This window comes from Trichocoleus sp. FACHB-46 (assembly GCF_014695385.1).
Taxonomy (GTDB): Bacteria; Cyanobacteriota; Cyanobacteriia; order FACHB-46; family FACHB-46; genus Trichocoleus.
In genome coordinates, this window is sequence record NZ_JACJOD010000006.1 from 508,552 (window position 1) to 524,622 (window position 16,071).

The following is a 16,071-nucleotide window of genomic DNA, read 5'->3' on the forward strand; positions in this document are numbered from 1 at the left end:
CTAACCGTCAGCTTCCTGCCCCTTACCTCTTACTCCCTCTAGGGTATCGCGCTGACGCAGGAGATCGATGCTGCGAGACGTACCTAAGCGAGTTGCCCCTGCCACAATTAAATCCAAAGCTTGCTGGGCGGTGCGGATGCCACCCGATGCCTTAATTCCCACTCGGTCGCGGGTCATTTCCTTTAATTGGCGGACATCCTCAACAGTTGCCCCCCCATGCCATCCCGTACTGGTCTTGAGAAAGGCTACTCCAGCATCCATACAAATCTCGGTTGCCGTCTGCTTTTCGGGAGGAGTGAGGAGGGTGGTTTCTAGGATGGCTTTAATTGTTTGGTCGGTCGCTTCACGGATAGCGGCAATTTCTTGAAACAATTCGTTGGTTTTGCCAGTTTTGAGCCAGCCTAAATTCAGCACCACATCTAATTCAGTGGCTCCGTTGTCTACAGCCTCTTGAGCTTCGTAAAGCTTGACAGCAGAGGTGGTAGCACCTGTAGGAAAACCAATCACTGTACAAACTTTTGGCCGCTTGTTGTGCAGGAGATGGGTAGCTTGGCGCACAAAGATGGGGTAAACGCAAACTGCTGCAAAATTAAAGCGTATTGCCTCATCACACCACTGCTCGACCTGTTCTGGTGTAGCGATTGGACTGAGCAGGGTATGGTCAATAAACGGCGCAAGGTCAATATCTATCTCAGATGCAGCCATTACTGGTTCTTCACTAGAAGCTTATCTTCCACTTGTATCAGAAAGTTAAGACATTCGCTCAGGTTTAACGCCTAATCGTAAAAAGTTTGGCGATCGCCCATAGAGATAACTACGATCGGTTGCTGATCCATATTGAGGCAAAGCTAGCAAAGTAAGAGATCTCAGGTTAATTGCCGTTACTTTTGCGAGGCACTTGGAGGGGTGCGTTGCGGTTGAAAGGGGGTGACCTTGCCACCTAACGCTTCAACAATAGTCTGAGTATTGACCACCATCATTTTGATGTAGGAGTCGCCATCACTCTCCGCAGCACCAATAGAATCTGAGTAAAGCGATCGCGGGGCGAGTTGTACGCCTGCCTCTTGAGCTACGGTTTTGATCAAAGCTGGATTAATCGTGGTTTCGGCAAAGATGGCTGGTACTTGAGCCGACTTCACTGATTCAACTAGGCGTTGCACAGTTTGGGCGCTAGGTTGTTCTTCGGTGCTAATGCCAATTAGGGTGCCAATAATGTCGAGATTGTAGGCGCGAGCATAATACTGAAAGGCATCATGAGTGGTGACTAAGCGCCGTTTTTCTGGAGGAATGGTTTGGATTTGTTGAGTAATCCATTGGTCCAACTCTTCTAGCTGCGCAGTGAGCTGAGCGGCATTCTGGGTAAAGCGATCGCGATCGTCGGGTGAAAGCTCAATTAAGGCATCGCGAATGGCCGTGACCATCTGCATGACATTTTTGACATTGCCCCAAACGTGGGGATCGGGGACAGTTTCTCTCTGGCCTTTCTGAAGCTGCAACGGTGGCACAACTTCGCCCACGGCAACTTTTTGGGCCCGCCCCCCAGCGGCATTCATCAGCTTAATTAGACCTGGCTCCAGGTTGTAGCCGTTGTAAAAAATTAAATCTGCTTTTTCTAAGTCTCGGCTGTCTGCTGGCACTGGTTCATAAACGTGTGGATCGGTTCCAGGTTCGAGGATGCCGATTAGTTGCACTTCATCTGCGGCAATCTGAGCGGTTAAGTCGGCCAGGATAGTGCTGGTAGAAACTACGCTGGGCTTAGCCGCTCCGTTGGCAGCAGATTGGTTAGGGGCAGGCTGAGAACCGATATTGCAGCCACTTAACCAGACACTGAGCAAGAGGCCCGCGATCGCCTGTCCGTAACTATGAATCTTATAGCCGCTTTGGGGGTAACCGCTTTGGGGGCGATGTGGAGCAGTAATCATATGAGAAGTCAATATTTATTTTCATATTCCTTTCATTTTTTAAGTTACCCTATTTTCATATTCCTTTCATTTTTTGCTTAGGCTGAGTGGAGACGCTGCCATGAAGACTCAACCCCCGCCTTTTGATACAGGTTCAACCCAGTGTCCAGATGCACAAATAGTCTATATGAATGGCAGTCATAAGATTTCGGTGCGCCAGTTGGCGGTGCAGTACCGAGCGGTACAGGCTCTCAGAGATATTAATTTCGTAATTCACCCTGGGCGGGTAGTTGGGATTATTGGCCCCAATGGCGCGGGTAAAAGCACTCTGCTACAAGCCATGCTGGGATTGGTACCAGCCAATCATGGTACGGTTTTACTCGGTGATCAACCTCTAGCCGATCAACTAGCGCGAGTAGCTTATGTGCCGCAGCGATCGCAGATTGACTGGACTTACCCTGCCACCGTTTGGGATGTAGTGATGCTAGGGCGGGTGCGTAAGACAGGGTGGTTCCGTCGCTTTTCTACCACCAGTCGGCATTTAGCCGCAGCCGCTTTGGATCGCGTAGGCATGAGTGCTTATCGGCATCGTCCCATTGGGCAACTTTCTGGAGGGCAGCAGCAGCGAGTGTTTTTGGCGCGATCGCTCGCCCAAGAAGCCGATATTTATTGCTTCGATGAACCCTTCGTCGGCATTGACCAAAAAACCCAGGATGTGATTTTTCAGATTTTTCATGAGCTGGCCGCCGCAGGCAAAGTGGTGGTGGTGATTAATCACGACCTGGGCGAGTCAATCACCCACTTTGACGACTTGATTTTGCTCAACACAGAATTGATTGCGAGTGGTCCACGTGAACAGGTGCTCAGCACTGAAAACCTCTATCGTGCCTATGGCGGCAAAGTGGTATTTCATGCGGGAGAAGCAGCCTGATGTTGCAGGCACTGCTAGAGCCGTTGCAGTACGAATTTATGCAGCGATCGCTGGTGATTGCGGTCTTGGTGGGGCTGATTTGTGCGGTTGTGGGCAGTTACTTGATGGTGCAGCGCTTAGCTTTATTAGGAGACGCGATTAGCCATTCGGTTCTGCCCGGTTTAGCGATCGCGTTTATGGTAGGAGCCAATATTTTTGTCGGGGCATTCATTGCGGGTGTGCTCAGCACAATGGCGATTGCCTGGATTCGGGCGCGATCGCCCATTAAAGAAGATGCTGCGATGGGGATTGTGTTCTCGGCCTTTTTTGCCCTTGGCGTAACGCTGATTACGCTGATTCAAAAGGACAACAAGATTGACCTAAATCACTTTCTGTTTGGCAATATTTTGGGTGTGACGCAGCAGGAAGTCTTAGATACAGCCTTGATCTCGGCCTTTGTCTTGCTGGTAGTTGTCCTGCTTTATAAAGAATTGCTCTTCTACACGTTCGACCCCTTGGGAGCCCAAGCCGCAGGCTTACCCGTGAACCTGTTGAACTTCGGTTTGATGGTGCTGATTGCCCTGACGATCGTAGCCAGCATGAAAACCGTAGGCGTAATTTTAGTGCTGGCGCTCTTAATTACCCCAGGCGCTACAGCTTATTTGCTGGTGCAGCGGCTACACAACGTCATGTGGTTAGGAGCAGGCATTGGGATTGTGGCAAGTGTCAGCGGCATGTATCTCAGTTATTTCTACAACGTGCCTTCTGGCCCTGCCATTGTTTTGGTGGTGTCGGGGCTATTTTTGTTAGCGCTTTTGTTTAGCCCGACGCAAGGAGTTTTTACATATCCCGCAGCTCAACGAGGCGAACCCTTGTTATGGCGGGAGTTGAAGGGGCTATTGCGCGGCTCGGGTTAGCTATCTGTGACTAAGTCGCGATCGCCTAACAAAATGTTTTATAAATTGTTAAGTTACATTGCCGAAGTGATCGCGATCGCCTCTTGTGCGTCTTGGCTCCAATCAGCGGCAACCCAAAAAGTATAAAAACGAGAAAGGAGGAAAGATGGTAGTTTCATCCTTCCTCCTAGGTTCTGGTATGGAACTGGTTGGCTAAAAGCTGGTTATAGCTTCGCAGAATCGAGTTTTTCCGTCACAGCCTGATCACTATGGGCGGTTTTGCCATTTTTGCCATTCGTGGAGATCTGGCCGTTCGTATTGCGAGGCTGAAGCACACCGTAGCCCCCGTGATTCCGTTCGTAAACTACGTTGATTTCACCCGTTTCAGCATTTCGGAACATATAGAAGTCGTGATCGACTAGCTCTAGCTGCTCCAAAGCTTCATGGATGGTCATCGGCGGCATGGCGAAATACTTGGTCCGAACTACGTCTTCCGGTAGTTCTGGGGTGCGATCGCCAATCAAAGTTTCCACTGGCAGTTGATCGACCACTACACCTGTACGAATTTGCGTGTGGTTTTTGTCTTGCCGCTTCTCTTTGAACTTGCGAAGTTGGCGAGCAATTTTGTCGGCAACTAAGTCAATGCTTGCATAGAGGTTCTCACTGCTCTCTTCGGCGCGGATGACTGTACCGTTGGCGTAAATCGTAACTTCTGCGGTTTGCTTAGTGGGGTTTATCCGGGGGTTGCGGGCCACAGACAGATGCACGTCAACTTCGGTCATTAGATTCTGAAAGTGGTTAACCGCCTTTTCAATCTTCTGATGCACATACTCATGAATCGCATCGGTGATTTCGATATTTTTGCCCTGGATAACAAGCTTCATAGAGCTTCCTCCCCTTGGAATTTGGGTGTTAGTCTCACCCTAGCACTTTGTATTCTGGAGAACAGGGGCCTTTAAAATCTTTTGCATCTGTTGATAATTCTTGATTTCGCCGCTTTACACAAACTCTAAAATTGCGTTAAATTTCGCTTGCTTTTGCTAATGGAATTAAGTACATCCCCATCCAGCGTCTCCGTACCAAGCTTGCCTTACCAAGATTGCTGGCTTTACACACCCGGTTTGGTGCCCTATGAGATGGCTTGGGCTTGGCAGCGATCCCTAGTGGCCCAACGGCGCGAAGATCCAGAACTCAGCGATGTGTTGCTCCTGTTACAACATCCCCCCGTTTATACCCTTGGCCAAGGTGCCAGCTTGGATTTTCTTAAGTTCGATCCCACTCAAACTGACTTGCAGTTGTGCCGAGTGGAGCGCGGAGGAGAGGTCACTTATCACTGTCCAGGCCAAATGGTGGGTTATCCCATTTTGAACCTGAATCGCTATCGCAAAGACCTGCATTGGTATTTACGACAGCTAGAAGAAGTATTGATTCAAGTGTTGGCAGCGTATGGATTGCAGGGAGAGCGCTACGCAGGTTTGACAGGAGTTTGGGTAGAAGGACGCAAGGTAGCGGCGATCGGGATTAAAGTCAGCCGTTGGATTACGATGCATGGCTTTGCGCTCAACGTTTGCCCAGATCTAACAGGGTTTCAAAATATCGTGCCTTGCGGCATTACTGATAAGCCTGTGGGCAGCTTGGCTGAGTTTGTACCTGACGTAAATCTGGCGCAAGTGCAACAACAAGTGGCGATCGCCTTTGCTCAGGTGTTTGGGGTCAAGCTAGTGCAATCTGTGACCCATGACCTCACCCCTTGGGATTTGGCAACAGGTGAAGCTCTAGACTAGGCTAAAGAACGCAATTTGATTGAATAAAGCAGTTAGAAGCCATTGTTTCCCGATCTAAACCCCTTTCTTTACCGTTCCGCTAGCGATCGCCCTGATGCTACTCATCGCTTTGATGGTTGGTCCTTAGAAGACCGCGATCCTCAAGCCATTCAAGCCTGGATGCCAATTTGGGGTTGGCTGTATCACCATTATTTTCGAGTGCGGACAGATGGTTGGCACCACCTGCCTCAGCAAGGCCCAATGCTGATTGTCGGCTCCCACAATGGCGGGTTGGCTGCTCCTGACATGTTTATGTTTTTGTATGACTGGGTGCAGCGCTTTGGCCCAGAGCGCTTAGCTTATGGCTTGATGCATCCGAGTGTTTGGCGGGCACCTGTTCCTTTAATCGCGCCCGCTGCGGCTCAGATTGGGGCCGTGATCGCCCATCCACAAATGGCGATCGCTGCCTTCCGGCGCAACGCAGCAGTATTGGTTTATCCGGGAGGTCCAGAAGATGTGTTTCGGCCTCACAATCAGCGGCACAAAATAGAATTTGCAGGACGACGAGGCTTTATCAAATTAGCGTTGCGCGAAGGTGTACCGATTGTCCCCGTGATCTCCGAGGGAGCACACGACACCTTTTTCGTCCTAGGAGATTTTTATGAGCAAGCTCGGCAATTACACGAGTGGGGCATGCCTTGGTTACTAGGGATCGACCCAGTAGTGTTTCCTCTGTACTTAGGATTGCCTTGGGGACTCGGCATTGGGCCTTTACCAAATATTCCGCTCCCTGTACAAATTCATACTCGCGTCTGTACCCCGATTGTTTTTGAGCGCTCTGGTCGAGCGGCTGCTAGCGATCGCGCTTACGTAGAGGTCTGCTATCAGCAAGTCTGCGCTCAAATGCAGGCTGATCTAGACCGATTGGTGGCAGAAGTCGCAGCAGCTAAGCGATCGCCCCAGCGGTAGCTCTACCTTAGACAGAGTTCGCAGCCCTCGGTTCTCTATTAAGCTTTAGTCTTGATGCTTTTGCCGTAGCCTCAGCAAATTCATCCAGTAGGATTACTACATGTTTAGTAACAATATGAGCAATGAGAATACGTGAAAAAACGTAACTTTTGGTTGCTCATTCCCTGGTGGGGGGATGTAAGGTTGAGGACAGGGAAAGTACAAAATCAATCAGGTCATCACAGCGCTAAACCTGTATAACTGCTTGAACTGCTTGAGCAAATTTTGGGTGTGAGATTCATCAAGCCGCTGTAAGAGCTAATCAGGCTTTGCATCTACTGAAAAAACGCAACATGGCTGCACCTACTTCTAAGTCTGGTGCCTCGACCTTGTAAGCCATGCTTCAGTGAATTTTCCTCCGCTCGACTGCGTGACTGCATTGAGGCGGTTATTTGGTGCACTCCATGTTTAATCCTTCACCCACGGACGATGCCACCTCGTTTCCGGCAGAGTTGAATCTCTTACGCACTCAAGCGGCCCGTTCTACCCCCGCTCGACGGCTAAACGCAGTTAAATCGAGATACGGAGCCAACCCGTCAGTTCCATCCTCGACCCCAGAGCGAATAGGGCCGCTAGGAATTGTCCCTACTCAAACCTCTGACGCAGGGAGTTGGCGATCGCCTCAGCCTGAAGCAGAATACGAGGGGTTTTCTAGCCTGCTCGATAGCTACGCGGCTCCTCTAGCCCCCATGCGAGAACGGGATTTAACGGCTCTGGGTGGTCTATTTGAGCGAGAAGATATTCACGATGTTGAGACAGATATCATCCGCAATCTGCTCACCCGTTGGCCAGAACCCTGCTGGGATGATGATCCGTTTGAGTTTCTGCAAGACTTTCTTTGAGCAAACAAAGCAAAATAAGCACCAGAAGTACAACTGATGCTCTGACAGAGATGCCCTAGATGGTGCTAGCGCTTGGAGCTAGAAGGGGATGTCGTCGTAGTCTGGTTCCGCAACCGGAGGAGCTGGAGGCTTAGATTTTGTGGCCGCTCTAGGGGCAGCGTCAGGAGTACTCACGGCGGGCGCAGCTCGGTTAGCCGTAGTGGCAGCGGGTGTGCGAGCAGCGGCGGGTGCAGGTGCGACTCTAGCGGTTGTGGTTGCGGCAGGAACAGCAGCACTACTAGAACTACCATCTAAGCTGTGGATGCGCTGCACCGTTAACTCAGCACGTTTTTCCTTGAAGCCTTCGGGCCGCTCGATTGTATTCATGTTCAACCGACCCTCAATCACCACGCGATCGCCTTGGTGATAACGCTCTTGAATTTCCTGAGCCAGGTTGCCCCATCCCACGACTTTAAGCGTGGCTGGGGGGTCATCTGCCCGCAACCCGGAAAACTGCACTATCATTTCCGTGATCGGAGTTTGAGTATCAGATGTGTAGCGCAGCTGCGGGTCTTGGATAATCTCTGCCATCAAGATACAGCTATTCATAGATCAAAATTCTCCTAATCCCAGGGAGTTCAGTTTAGGGCGACAGGAACTGTTATATCAATCGTGACTCATGCTTTACCCTAATAGATCACATCCTAAGAGTTAAGTGATTTTTTGGGGCTTGAAAACAGCTTTTCCTCAATCTCAGCTACCAGTTCTCTAATCTTGATTTTAGTACATTCGTACTTAGATTGGAGGTTGAATTAGGAAATTGCAGTACTCATTAGGACAGCGATCGCAGGTCTTGAGATAAGTTAGCGTCTCAACAGGCAGCAAACTCAGGCTAGACAAAGCTTTTGCCATCTGATAACCTCCACCTGCTACATCTGCAAAAGGCTGTAAGATTCAGTTTTGGAATCTTCCCTCCCTTCCTCGCGATCGACAAAGTCTTGGACTCGTCCACGATATTCGCGCAGAATTTCGTCTACCCAACCACGGTCATCGCTGTTGGCAAAAATATGGACTAACGGTTCTCCTGCATCCGGTAAAATCAGAACCCAGCTTTCGTGCTGATTGTTGAAAATTTTCACGCCGTCGACCAGCTCTAAGTTCTCCGCTGAATGGATTTCTACCAAGTGCCGCATCAAAGCTCCCTTCGCCGTCCAAGGGCAACGAACGGTATAAGTGCGATGGCAAACCCGTGGTAAGTCGGCCCGAATTTGACTAATGGAGCGCTCCTGTAAGGTTAGCAGCTCAATCATCTTGGCAATGCAGAACATGGCGTCAAAACCAGGATGCAGTTGCGGGAAGATAAAGCCCATTTCGCCACTGCCACCCAGGATGACATGAGAGTTGGTATGGCAGGCTTCCATGAGAGCGGTCGGGTTAGCCTTGGTGCGAATGACTTTGCCATCATGACGACGCGCAATTTGCTCAACAGCGCTAGAGGCATGGACTGGCACTACCACGGTGCTGCGTGGATGGCTGGTCAGCATCATGTCTACCATCAAGGCAGTCAACATTTCTCCGCGAATCGGAATGCCTGCTTCATCCACCAAAATCATCTGCTCGCCATTGGCAGAAACTTGGACGCCAAAGGTGGCCCGTAACGCTTCCACTACGTGCCCTAACTGGTTTAACAAGCCCTCGCGATCGGCTGTGGTGGGAGAATTCTGGCTGAGGCTGGCGTTCAAAACCACCGCGTCGCAACCAAACTTGCCCAACAACTGTGGTAGGACTGCGCCAGAAACCGCGTATACGTAATCGATCACAACTTTGGAGCTGCTGTGCCGCACGGCCTCAATGTTAATGTGCTTCTCAAAGGCAGTGCTGTAAATGTCAATAATTTGGCTGGGGTAGACGACATTGCCAATTTCGTGAATTAAGGCACGCCGAAAATCTTCTTTAAAATAAGCCCCTTCAATTTTCTTCTCCTGCGCCTTAGAAATGTTGATGCCTTTTTGATCAAAGAACTCAATCAAAATGTGGTCGGCTCGCTCTGGATGCACTCGCACGTGAATGCCGCCCCGCACCGATAACGTGGGTACTGCCGTCCGAGCCACGGGAATCGCCGTTGCTTCTAAGTTTTGGACATTCACGCCGACCGACATCAAGCCAGCAATCAGCGATCGCGACACCATCCGAGAAATGCTGCGCTGATCGCGAGAAACCGTAACTTGTGCGCCTGGTTTCAAGGTAGAACCATAAGCTGCACCCAGCTTCACTGCAAACTCTGGCGTAATATCGACGTTGGCTAATCCAGAGACACCCCGCTGCCCAAACAAATTGCGTTGAGCGGCATGGCCCCAAATCAAGTTGATGTTGAGCGTCGCTCCGGACTCAACTTTCTTGCTGGGCCAGATGCGGACGTTGGGGCTAACTTGAGCTTCTTCCCCAATGATGGAGAGTGAACCAATCACGGCGCCTTCCAGCACATGGGCGCGACGATCTACTCTGGTGCCACGGCCAATGCAGCAAGCCCGTAGATGAGCTTCTTCTCCAACGATCGCCCCGTTCCAAATAATGGGCCGCTTCAAGTCAGCGTCGGCCCCTACCGTGACATTGTCGCCAATGACGGAGCCAGCACTGATCTGGACTCTCGACCCAATTCGGCAGTTATGCCCAATTAGCACTGGCGCTTCAATTTTGGCAGTGGAGTCGATGTGGGTATTTTGACCAATCCAGATACCGGGCGATCGCTCTTCATAGGCGTAATCCAGCTTGACCCGTTGTTGCAACCCATCGTATTGAGCGTCTCGATAAGCTTCCAAATGGCCAACATCGCACCAATATCCCTCAGCGATATAGCCATACATTGGCTCGTCTTTTTCGAGGAGTAAAGGAAAGAGATCTTTAGAGAAGTCAGACTCCTGATTGTTGGGTAGGTAGCCTAAAACTTCTGGCTCCAAAATGTAGATGCCAGTATTAACAGTGTCTGAGAAAATTTCGCTAGTTGAAGGTTTTTCTAAAAAGCGTCGAATACGATCTTTTTCATCAGTAATGACAACTCCAAACTCAATTGGGTTGGGCACACGGGTCAATACTAAAGTTGCTTTTGATCGCTTTTGTTTATGAAATTCAATGGCGGCAGTTAAATCAAAGTCGGTGATACTATCACCACTAATTACTAAAAATGTTTGATCAAGTAATTCAGAAATATTTTTAACGCAACCTGCCGTTCCTAAAGGCTGGTCTTCCTCTACGGCATAAGTCATTTGTACGCCAAAATCACTGCCGTCTTGGAAGTAATCTCGCATTACATCAGGTAAATAATGCAGTGTCGCAATAATCTCAATAATACGATGCCGCTTTAATAAATTAACAATGTGCTCGGCGATCGGTCGATTTAGAATCGGGACCATGGGTTTAGGAAGATCACAGGTTAGCGGTCTGAGCCGCGTCCCTGAGCCTCCGGCCATCAGCACTGCTCGCATAAATCCTCCTTCCTAGTTTTTATTTGCGTGCTGTACTCAGTCGTCAAATGACTCGTGTTCTCTAGTCTCCTATGGCAGTAAGACTGTGGGTATCCTCCAGAAGGTAAGCTTCATGGGGATTAGCGCCATCTTCCTTGACAAAGCAAACCAACCGGATCGCGGAGTCACTCCCTCTGGTCAACCATCTTGTAGATTGCAATGGTTGACTATCTCAAGCGCTAGAAACTAACGAATAGCAGAGAAAAAAGTAATCTAGGTTCTGCTTACGATTGAAGTGAAATTTTTAGACCGTATCCATGCTCTTACAGAATACTGAAATCTCCGATTTGCTGCATAAAGTTCTTAATTCATTAAGTTTTCTGGCGATCGCCAAGTCAGGTCAAGACCAAACATACGTTTCCAGCAAATCGAAGCTACATTGAGTGTAGAGTAGGCGCTCAGCTAAAGTTGATGTGTGAATGGGAGAGAGAGATACATGACTACACTGCTTAGCCTGTTGTTACTAGGTGCTTATGCAGGTGGAGCCTGGAAGTTCTGGAGCGGTTTTCGGCGGACAAACTTTAGCCAAGGACGAATCTACTTAGGGCTGCTTTGGCCAGTGCTGATCGTGAATAAGTCCTATCGCCAAAACTTTACCAAAGCACTGAAGGGTTAAAAACAAGCGTAGTGTTTTACAGAAATTTAGCTTCGTTAGAGGAATTAGGCGATGTCTGAGAAACGTAGTAGCCGTTCCTCGAAAGCGTTTTCATCAGGCGACCTGCTCTCTAATGTGTTAAGTCCCTCTAGCGGCAACTGGCAAGCTCAGATTGCTGGGGTTGCCCAGCGCTTCGATCGCGAATATCGCCGAGAAGCCTTTGAGCTGCCAGAAGCTGTAGAAGCGATGCCTATTTTTCAAGAATGGACCGCAGGAACCCTGCAAACGAAAACTGCCTCTCCGTTTTGGAAGATGGCTCAACCCCAAAAAAATCAGCGCTGCTTAGATTTGGGCTGTGGTGTGAGCTTTTTGATTTATCCCTGGCGCGACTGGGGCGCTTTATTTTATGGGCAAGAGATGAGCACCTTTGCCCGTGATACGCTCATTGCTCGTGGCCCCCAACTCAACTCCAAGCTATTCAAAGGGGTAGAACTGGCTCCCGCTCATCAACTCAAATACGAGCCTGCTTTCTTTGACCTGGCGATCGCGACTGGCTTTAGTTGCTACTACCCATTGGAGTACTGGCAAGCCGTCATGACCGCAGTCAAGCGAGTCCTGAAGCCAGGAGCATCCTTTGTCTTTGACGTATTGAATCCAGACACACCTCTAGCAGAAAACTGGGCCATTCTAGAAACTTACTTAGGTGCAGAAGTATTCTTAGAATCGTTAGAGGATTGGAAAAAAACAATTCAAGCGGCAGGTGGAAAAATTGTCAAAACCCAAGCTGGCGAGTTATTTCAACTCTATAAAGTGCAGTTTTGAACGTGCGGTTTTGAACCCTCAATCCAATTGCAAAAGATAAGCAAGTTGAGTGAAAACAAAAGGACGCATTTGGTTAATTGGCGGCACACAAGAAAGTGCTCAATTAGCCGCTGCGATCGCTGAAGCTCAACTTGCTTGTACCGTCTCAGTCACCACAGAAATCGCCAAACAGCTCTATGTCTCCTCTATTGAGAGGGCAGAGAACTATGCACCCTTGCGAGTTTGGGTCGGACGATTAACCTCAGAGACAGCCGCATTCTTCCTACAACAGCAAGAAATTGTGGCAGTGTTGGATGCCTCCCATCCCTATGCGGTAGAGATTTCACAACTTGCGATCGCCATCACCACCCAGTTAGGCATTCCCTATCTTCGGTTTGAGCGGCCAGATTGGAAGGATGAAGGAGGAGGAATGAAGGATGAAAGGGAAAAGGGACAGAAGAAGGGATTAGTTTTTCAGAGTTTTGCTGAACTTGTGGCGACGGATATTCTTCAGGGGCAGCGGGTGTTGTTGATTGTGGGGTATCGACCTCTGGCCCTCTTTCAGCCTTGGCAAGATCGTGCCACCTTATTTGCTCGGCTCTTACCCTCCGTTACCGCCATTGAAGCCGCGATCGCCGCAGGCTTTACTCCCGACCGCCTGTTCGCTATGCGTCCTCCCATCTCCCCCGACCTAGAGAAAGCGTTGTGGCAACATTGGCAAATCTCTGTAGTCGTGACCAAATCCTCTGGCATTGCTGGTGGAGAAGACGTAAAGCGACAAGTCGCTGCTGAATTAGGGATACCCTTAGTCGCGATTGCCCGTCCCCCAATCACCTACCCACAACAAACCAGCAACCTGACCACAGCCCTAGCATTCTGCCAAGAGCACCTAAGCCCAGCAAATAAACCAAAAACTTAATTTTAGACCCCAGCGCCCTTTGGAGGAGGCTTGGAGGACGGTTGCGTCCTCCAACAAGGGGGTTTGGGGGATATCCCCCAAGGTTCGGATTTCAAGAGAAACACTATGACCAGCGATTCAAGACCAGCGATCCAAACAGTTAGCGCTAAACCTTAAACCGCCTGAATCCACTCATAGACGTTGTATTCCGTCCAGATCCCATTTTGCCAATAAGGATCAGCCTCAACCAACTGCCGAACCGTCTGCTCATCTTCCGCCTCATAAATGCCGAAGCACTGAGCCAAATCCTTCGTGGGGCCAATCGTAACCAAAGTCCCAGCCGCCTTTTGAGCCGCAAGACCATCTAAGTGAGCTTGGCGAAAAGGAGCGCGTTTCTCTAAGACATTCTCACAGTAACGTCCCTGCATCACATATTTAGGCATAAACGATTAACTTCTCAGCTCAACACGGAACTTTTCTACTAAAGCCTCGCGCACCTTCTGGTGTACAGGCTCAATATCTGCGTCCGTCAAAGTGCGATCGCTAGCTCGATACACCAAACGGAAAGCCAAGCTGCGTTGCCCAGTCGGTACAGTCTCACCCCGGTACTCATCGAATAACTCAACCCGATCCAGGAGATCTCCCGCCGCCTTAATAATCGTGCGTTGCAATTCAGCTACAGAGACTTGTACGGAGGCAAAGAAAGCAATATCGCGATCAGACGGTGGATAAGTTGAGAAAGGACGGAAAGCAGGGGTAATATTTTCGTCTTGGTCTAACTCATTTAAGAGTACATCTAGCACCAACTCAAACACATACACAGACTCAGGTAAGCCTCGTTCTTGCCGCAGTTGCGGATGCAGTTGACCAAATGTTCCTAAACGGTTGCCCTTGATCCATAGAGAAGCAGTACGGCCAGGATGGAGACGAGAGTCCCGACGATCTGGCTGATATTCCACCGCAATATCTAGGCGCTGAAAAACGCTGTCCAGAATTCCTTTGGCTTCAAACCAGGACAGTGGTACATCCCGACCACTTTGGAGCCACTTGCCTTCTTTAGGGTCGCCGCCAAGAATACCGCCCAGCGCATCGGCCTCCGCTAATCCATCCTCCTCTTTCCAGAAGATGCGGCCAATTTCAAAACCATTCAGGGGACCGTTGCCTTGCTCCAAATTGTACTGGAACGCATCAATCAAACCAGCGATCAGATCGGTGCGGAGAGCTGAATACTCCACAAACAAAGGGTTGGCGATCGCAACCTGCCGATCCTCACCGGGCTTCACCAGAGAATATTGAATGAGTTCAGTTAAACCAGCAGCCCGTAAGCATTCGCGGATTCTGCGAGTCAAAACTTGGTCAACGGAGAGATATCCAGGTTCCGTTTTGTTGGGTAGCGTATCGCAGAACTTGTTGTAGCCGTAGAGCCGCGCAATTTCTTCAATCAGGTCAATTTCTCGCTCTAAGTCGCGGTAGCGATAGGGTGGCACCGTAACCGTCCAAACCCCTGGCTGAGAAGTGGGGGCCAAGCTACATCCCAAGCTCGTTAAAGTCCGCTCTACCTCAGCAGCAGGCAAGTCACCCACATCATCCCCGACCTCAATCGGACCTAGGATTTGGTTGACGCGATCCAAACGCAGCTCAATCGAACGGGTCCAAGATTGATCTGCGCGGGTTTCTGTCTCTTGAGCAACGACTGTACCTTGGGCTAACTCTGTGAGTAATTGCAAGGCGCGACGGCAAGCAACCGTTAGCTCGGCTTGGTTGACTCCTCGCTCATAACGAGCCGAAGCTTCGGTACGTAAACCCTGGCTTCGAGCCGATCGCCGGATAGCTCCTGGATCAAATAGCGCTGCTTCTAGCACTAAGTTTTGGGTGCCTTCATGGACTTCAGTTTCTTCTCCGCCCATTACCCCTGCTAAAGCAACGGGGCGATCGTTGGCTGTAATTAACAGTGTTTGTTCTTGGAGCGTGCGGGACTGACCATCTAGGGTCTTAAGCGATTCTCCTGTTTGCGCGAATCGCACCCCAAGGGTGAGGTTAGAACCTCCAGCTACAGCTTGTAGGCGATCGCGATCGAAGGCATGCAGAGGCTGACCCCACTCCAACAAGACGTAGTTAGTGATATCGACCACGTTGTTAATCGGTCGCACACCAGACGATTGGAGTCGCTGCTGCAACCAAGCTGGAGATGGAGCAATCTTGACCTGCTCAATCACCGTACCAATGTAGGTCGGACAAGCTTGTGGTTCAGAGATTTTTAAGGTCAAGCTAGCAGAACTCGTCTGAACTGCAACATCGGCAGGCTCAGGTAAGCGCAGTGTGGCTCCCGTAAAGGCGGCAACTTCCCGCGCAATCCCAACCAGGCTGAGGGCATCGGCTCGATTGGCCGTCGAAGTGACATCCAAAATCACATCTTCTAAACCTAGGAGGGGCCGCACATCACTACCAGGCTTTAAGTCTGCTTGGGTAAAGATGTGAATGCCTTCTGATTCTTTGGCTAAACCTAATTCCGTCAGCGAACAAATCATCCCTGCTGAGGGCACGCCTCGCAATTTGGCTGGACGAATTTTTAGGTCAATGTTTGGTAGATAGGTGCCTAAGGTTGCTACGGGTACATAAGCGTCGGCTCGGACATTCGCCGCCCCGCAGACAATATTGGCAGGTTCATCTGCACCAATATCGACTTGGCAAACCCGCAACTTGTCAGCGTTGGGGTGAGGTTGGCACTCTAAAACTTTTCCGACCACCACCCCATTCGCCCAAGTCCGGCGGTCTTCAATATCTTCAACCTCAAACCCAGCCATCGTCAGGGCTTCAGCCAGTTCCTCTGGGGTCATTGTAATGTCCACCAGTTCCCGCAGCCAGTTCAGAGAAATACGCATTGCCCTGCTTAAATACTTATGTCAACCGATGTCAGCCAAATTATTGTAGCGCTCAAGGATCCCAATGCCTGGAGT

General features: G+C 50.0%; 15 protein-coding genes. 8 read left to right on the forward strand and 7 right to left on the reverse strand.

Annotated elements, in window-relative coordinates; genetic code table 11:
- Both deoC and H6F72_RS02560 read right to left on the reverse strand, forming a co-directional pair.
- On the reverse strand, positions 1-705 hold the full coding sequence (gene deoC / locus H6F72_RS02555) for a deoxyribose-phosphate aldolase (RefSeq protein WP_190431524.1): 705 nt from the start codon (positions 703-705) through the stop codon (positions 1-3).
- Between the two features lie 176 nt (positions 706-881).
- The gene (locus H6F72_RS02560) at positions 882-1,922 is read right to left on the reverse strand and encodes a metal ABC transporter substrate-binding protein (protein WP_190431526.1); all 1,041 of its coding nucleotides are present in this window, start codon (positions 1,920-1,922) and stop codon (positions 882-884) included.
- Positions 1,923-2,022: 100 nt separating this feature from the next.
- On the opposite strand from H6F72_RS02560, the gene H6F72_RS02565 reads away from it, so the two are divergent.
- Positions 2,023-2,832 carry a metal ABC transporter ATP-binding protein gene (locus H6F72_RS02565; RefSeq protein ID WP_370527426.1) on the forward strand — a complete coding sequence of 270 codons (810 nt, stop codon included), beginning with the start codon at positions 2,023-2,025 and terminating at the stop codon, positions 2,830-2,832.
- Positions 2,832-3,728: a metal ABC transporter permease gene (locus tag H6F72_RS02570; RefSeq protein WP_190431528.1), complete on the forward strand. Its 897-nt coding sequence runs from the start codon at positions 2,832-2,834 to the stop codon at positions 3,726-3,728. Before H6F72_RS02565 ends, H6F72_RS02570 begins: the two co-directional genes overlap by 1 nt.
- Positions 3,729-3,931: 203 nt before the next feature.
- Here H6F72_RS02570 and hpf read toward each other — a convergent pair whose 3' ends face one another.
- Positions 3,932-4,591, reverse strand: coding sequence for a ribosome hibernation-promoting factor, HPF/YfiA family (hpf, locus tag H6F72_RS02575; protein WP_190431530.1), 660 nt, complete (start codon positions 4,589-4,591; stop codon positions 3,932-3,934).
- A gap of 159 nt (positions 4,592-4,750) precedes the next feature.
- Between hpf and lipB the strand changes: the two genes are divergently transcribed.
- The 3 genes from lipB (at position 4,751) to H6F72_RS02590 (ending at position 7,320) form a co-directional block, all read left to right on the forward strand.
- Positions 4,751-5,491, forward strand: coding sequence for a lipoyl(octanoyl) transferase LipB (gene lipB, locus H6F72_RS02580; protein WP_190431533.1), 741 nt, complete (start codon positions 4,751-4,753; stop codon positions 5,489-5,491).
- Between the two features lie 42 nt (positions 5,492-5,533).
- Complete coding sequence (locus H6F72_RS02585; protein WP_242016736.1) at positions 5,534-6,439, forward strand: lysophospholipid acyltransferase family protein; 906 nt, start codon at positions 5,534-5,536, stop codon at positions 6,437-6,439.
- Positions 6,440-6,882: 443 nt separating this feature from the next.
- Entirely contained in the window at positions 6,883-7,320 is a 438-nt protein-coding gene (locus tag H6F72_RS02590) for a hypothetical protein (protein ID WP_190432060.1), read from the forward strand.
- A gap of 78 nt (positions 7,321-7,398) precedes the next feature.
- On the opposite strand, the gene H6F72_RS02595 is transcribed toward H6F72_RS02590, so the two are convergent.
- A complete protein-coding gene (locus H6F72_RS02595; protein ID WP_190431536.1) occupies positions 7,399-7,908 on the reverse strand; it encodes a single-stranded DNA-binding protein in 510 nt (169 codons plus the stop codon).
- 320 nt (positions 7,909-8,228) lie between these two features.
- Positions 8,229-10,781 carry a mannose-1-phosphate guanyltransferase gene (locus H6F72_RS02600; RefSeq protein ID WP_190431538.1) on the reverse strand — a complete coding sequence of 851 codons (2,553 nt, stop codon included), beginning with the start codon at positions 10,779-10,781 and terminating at the stop codon, positions 8,229-8,231.
- 475 nt (positions 10,782-11,256) lie between these two features.
- On the opposite strand from H6F72_RS02600, the gene H6F72_RS02605 reads away from it, so the two are divergent.
- From H6F72_RS02605 to H6F72_RS02615, 3 genes are read left to right on the forward strand one after another with little or no spacing between them, the layout of a single operon-like run.
- On the forward strand, positions 11,257-11,436 hold the full coding sequence (locus H6F72_RS02605) for a hypothetical protein (protein ID WP_190431540.1): 180 nt from the start codon (positions 11,257-11,259) through the stop codon (positions 11,434-11,436).
- Positions 11,437-11,487: 51 nt separating this feature from the next.
- Positions 11,488-12,237, forward strand: a complete 750-nt coding sequence (locus H6F72_RS02610) for a class I SAM-dependent methyltransferase (RefSeq protein ID WP_190431543.1) — start codon at positions 11,488-11,490, stop codon at positions 12,235-12,237.
- A 49-nt stretch (positions 12,238-12,286) separates the two neighbouring features.
- Positions 12,287-13,135: a cobalt-precorrin-6A reductase gene (locus tag H6F72_RS02615; RefSeq protein WP_190431545.1), complete on the forward strand. Its 849-nt coding sequence runs from the start codon at positions 12,287-12,289 to the stop codon at positions 13,133-13,135.
- 152 nt (positions 13,136-13,287) lie between these two features.
- Here the strand turns inward: H6F72_RS02615 and H6F72_RS02620 are convergent, their stop codons facing one another.
- Together H6F72_RS02620 and pheT are read right to left on the reverse strand one after the other, a co-directional pair.
- Positions 13,288-13,557: a YciI family protein gene (locus tag H6F72_RS02620; RefSeq protein WP_190431547.1), complete on the reverse strand. Its 270-nt coding sequence runs from the start codon at positions 13,555-13,557 to the stop codon at positions 13,288-13,290.
- A gap of 6 nt (positions 13,558-13,563) precedes the next feature.
- Complete coding sequence (gene pheT, locus H6F72_RS02625) at positions 13,564-15,996, reverse strand: phenylalanine--tRNA ligase subunit beta (RefSeq protein ID WP_190431549.1); 2,433 nt, start codon at positions 15,994-15,996, stop codon at positions 13,564-13,566.
- Positions 15,997-16,071 lie beyond the last annotated feature (75 nt).

Excerpts from the sequence above, each read along its gene's own strand:
- deoC (WP_190431524.1), bottom strand. The coding sequence starts at position 705 with ATGGCTGCATCTGAGATAGATATTGACCTTGCGCCGTTTATTGACCAT.
- H6F72_RS02560 (WP_190431526.1), bottom strand. The coding sequence starts at position 1,922 with ATGATTACTGCTCCACATCGCCCCCAAAGCGGTTACCCCCAAAGCGGC.
- H6F72_RS02565 (WP_370527426.1), top strand. The coding sequence starts at position 2,023 with ATGAAGACTCAACCCCCGCCTTTTGATACAGGTTCAACCCAGTGTCCA.
- H6F72_RS02570 (WP_190431528.1), top strand. The coding sequence starts at position 2,832 with ATGTTGCAGGCACTGCTAGAGCCGTTGCAGTACGAATTTATGCAGCGA.
- hpf (WP_190431530.1), bottom strand. The coding sequence starts at position 4,591 with ATGAAGCTTGTTATCCAGGGCAAAAATATCGAAATCACCGATGCGATT.
- lipB (WP_190431533.1), top strand. The coding sequence starts at position 4,751 with ATGGAATTAAGTACATCCCCATCCAGCGTCTCCGTACCAAGCTTGCCT.
- H6F72_RS02590 (WP_190432060.1), top strand. The coding sequence starts at position 6,883 with ATGTTTAATCCTTCACCCACGGACGATGCCACCTCGTTTCCGGCAGAG.
- H6F72_RS02595 (WP_190431536.1), bottom strand. The coding sequence starts at position 7,908 with ATGAATAGCTGTATCTTGATGGCAGAGATTATCCAAGACCCGCAGCTG.
- H6F72_RS02600 (WP_190431538.1), bottom strand. The coding sequence starts at position 10,781 with ATGCGAGCAGTGCTGATGGCCGGAGGCTCAGGGACGCGGCTCAGACCG.
- H6F72_RS02605 (WP_190431540.1), top strand. The coding sequence starts at position 11,257 with ATGACTACACTGCTTAGCCTGTTGTTACTAGGTGCTTATGCAGGTGGA.
- H6F72_RS02610 (WP_190431543.1), top strand. The coding sequence starts at position 11,488 with ATGTCTGAGAAACGTAGTAGCCGTTCCTCGAAAGCGTTTTCATCAGGC.
- H6F72_RS02620 (WP_190431547.1), bottom strand. The coding sequence starts at position 13,557 with ATGCCTAAATATGTGATGCAGGGACGTTACTGTGAGAATGTCTTAGAG.
- pheT (WP_190431549.1), bottom strand. The coding sequence starts at position 15,996 with ATGCGTATTTCTCTGAACTGGCTGCGGGAACTGGTGGACATTACAATG.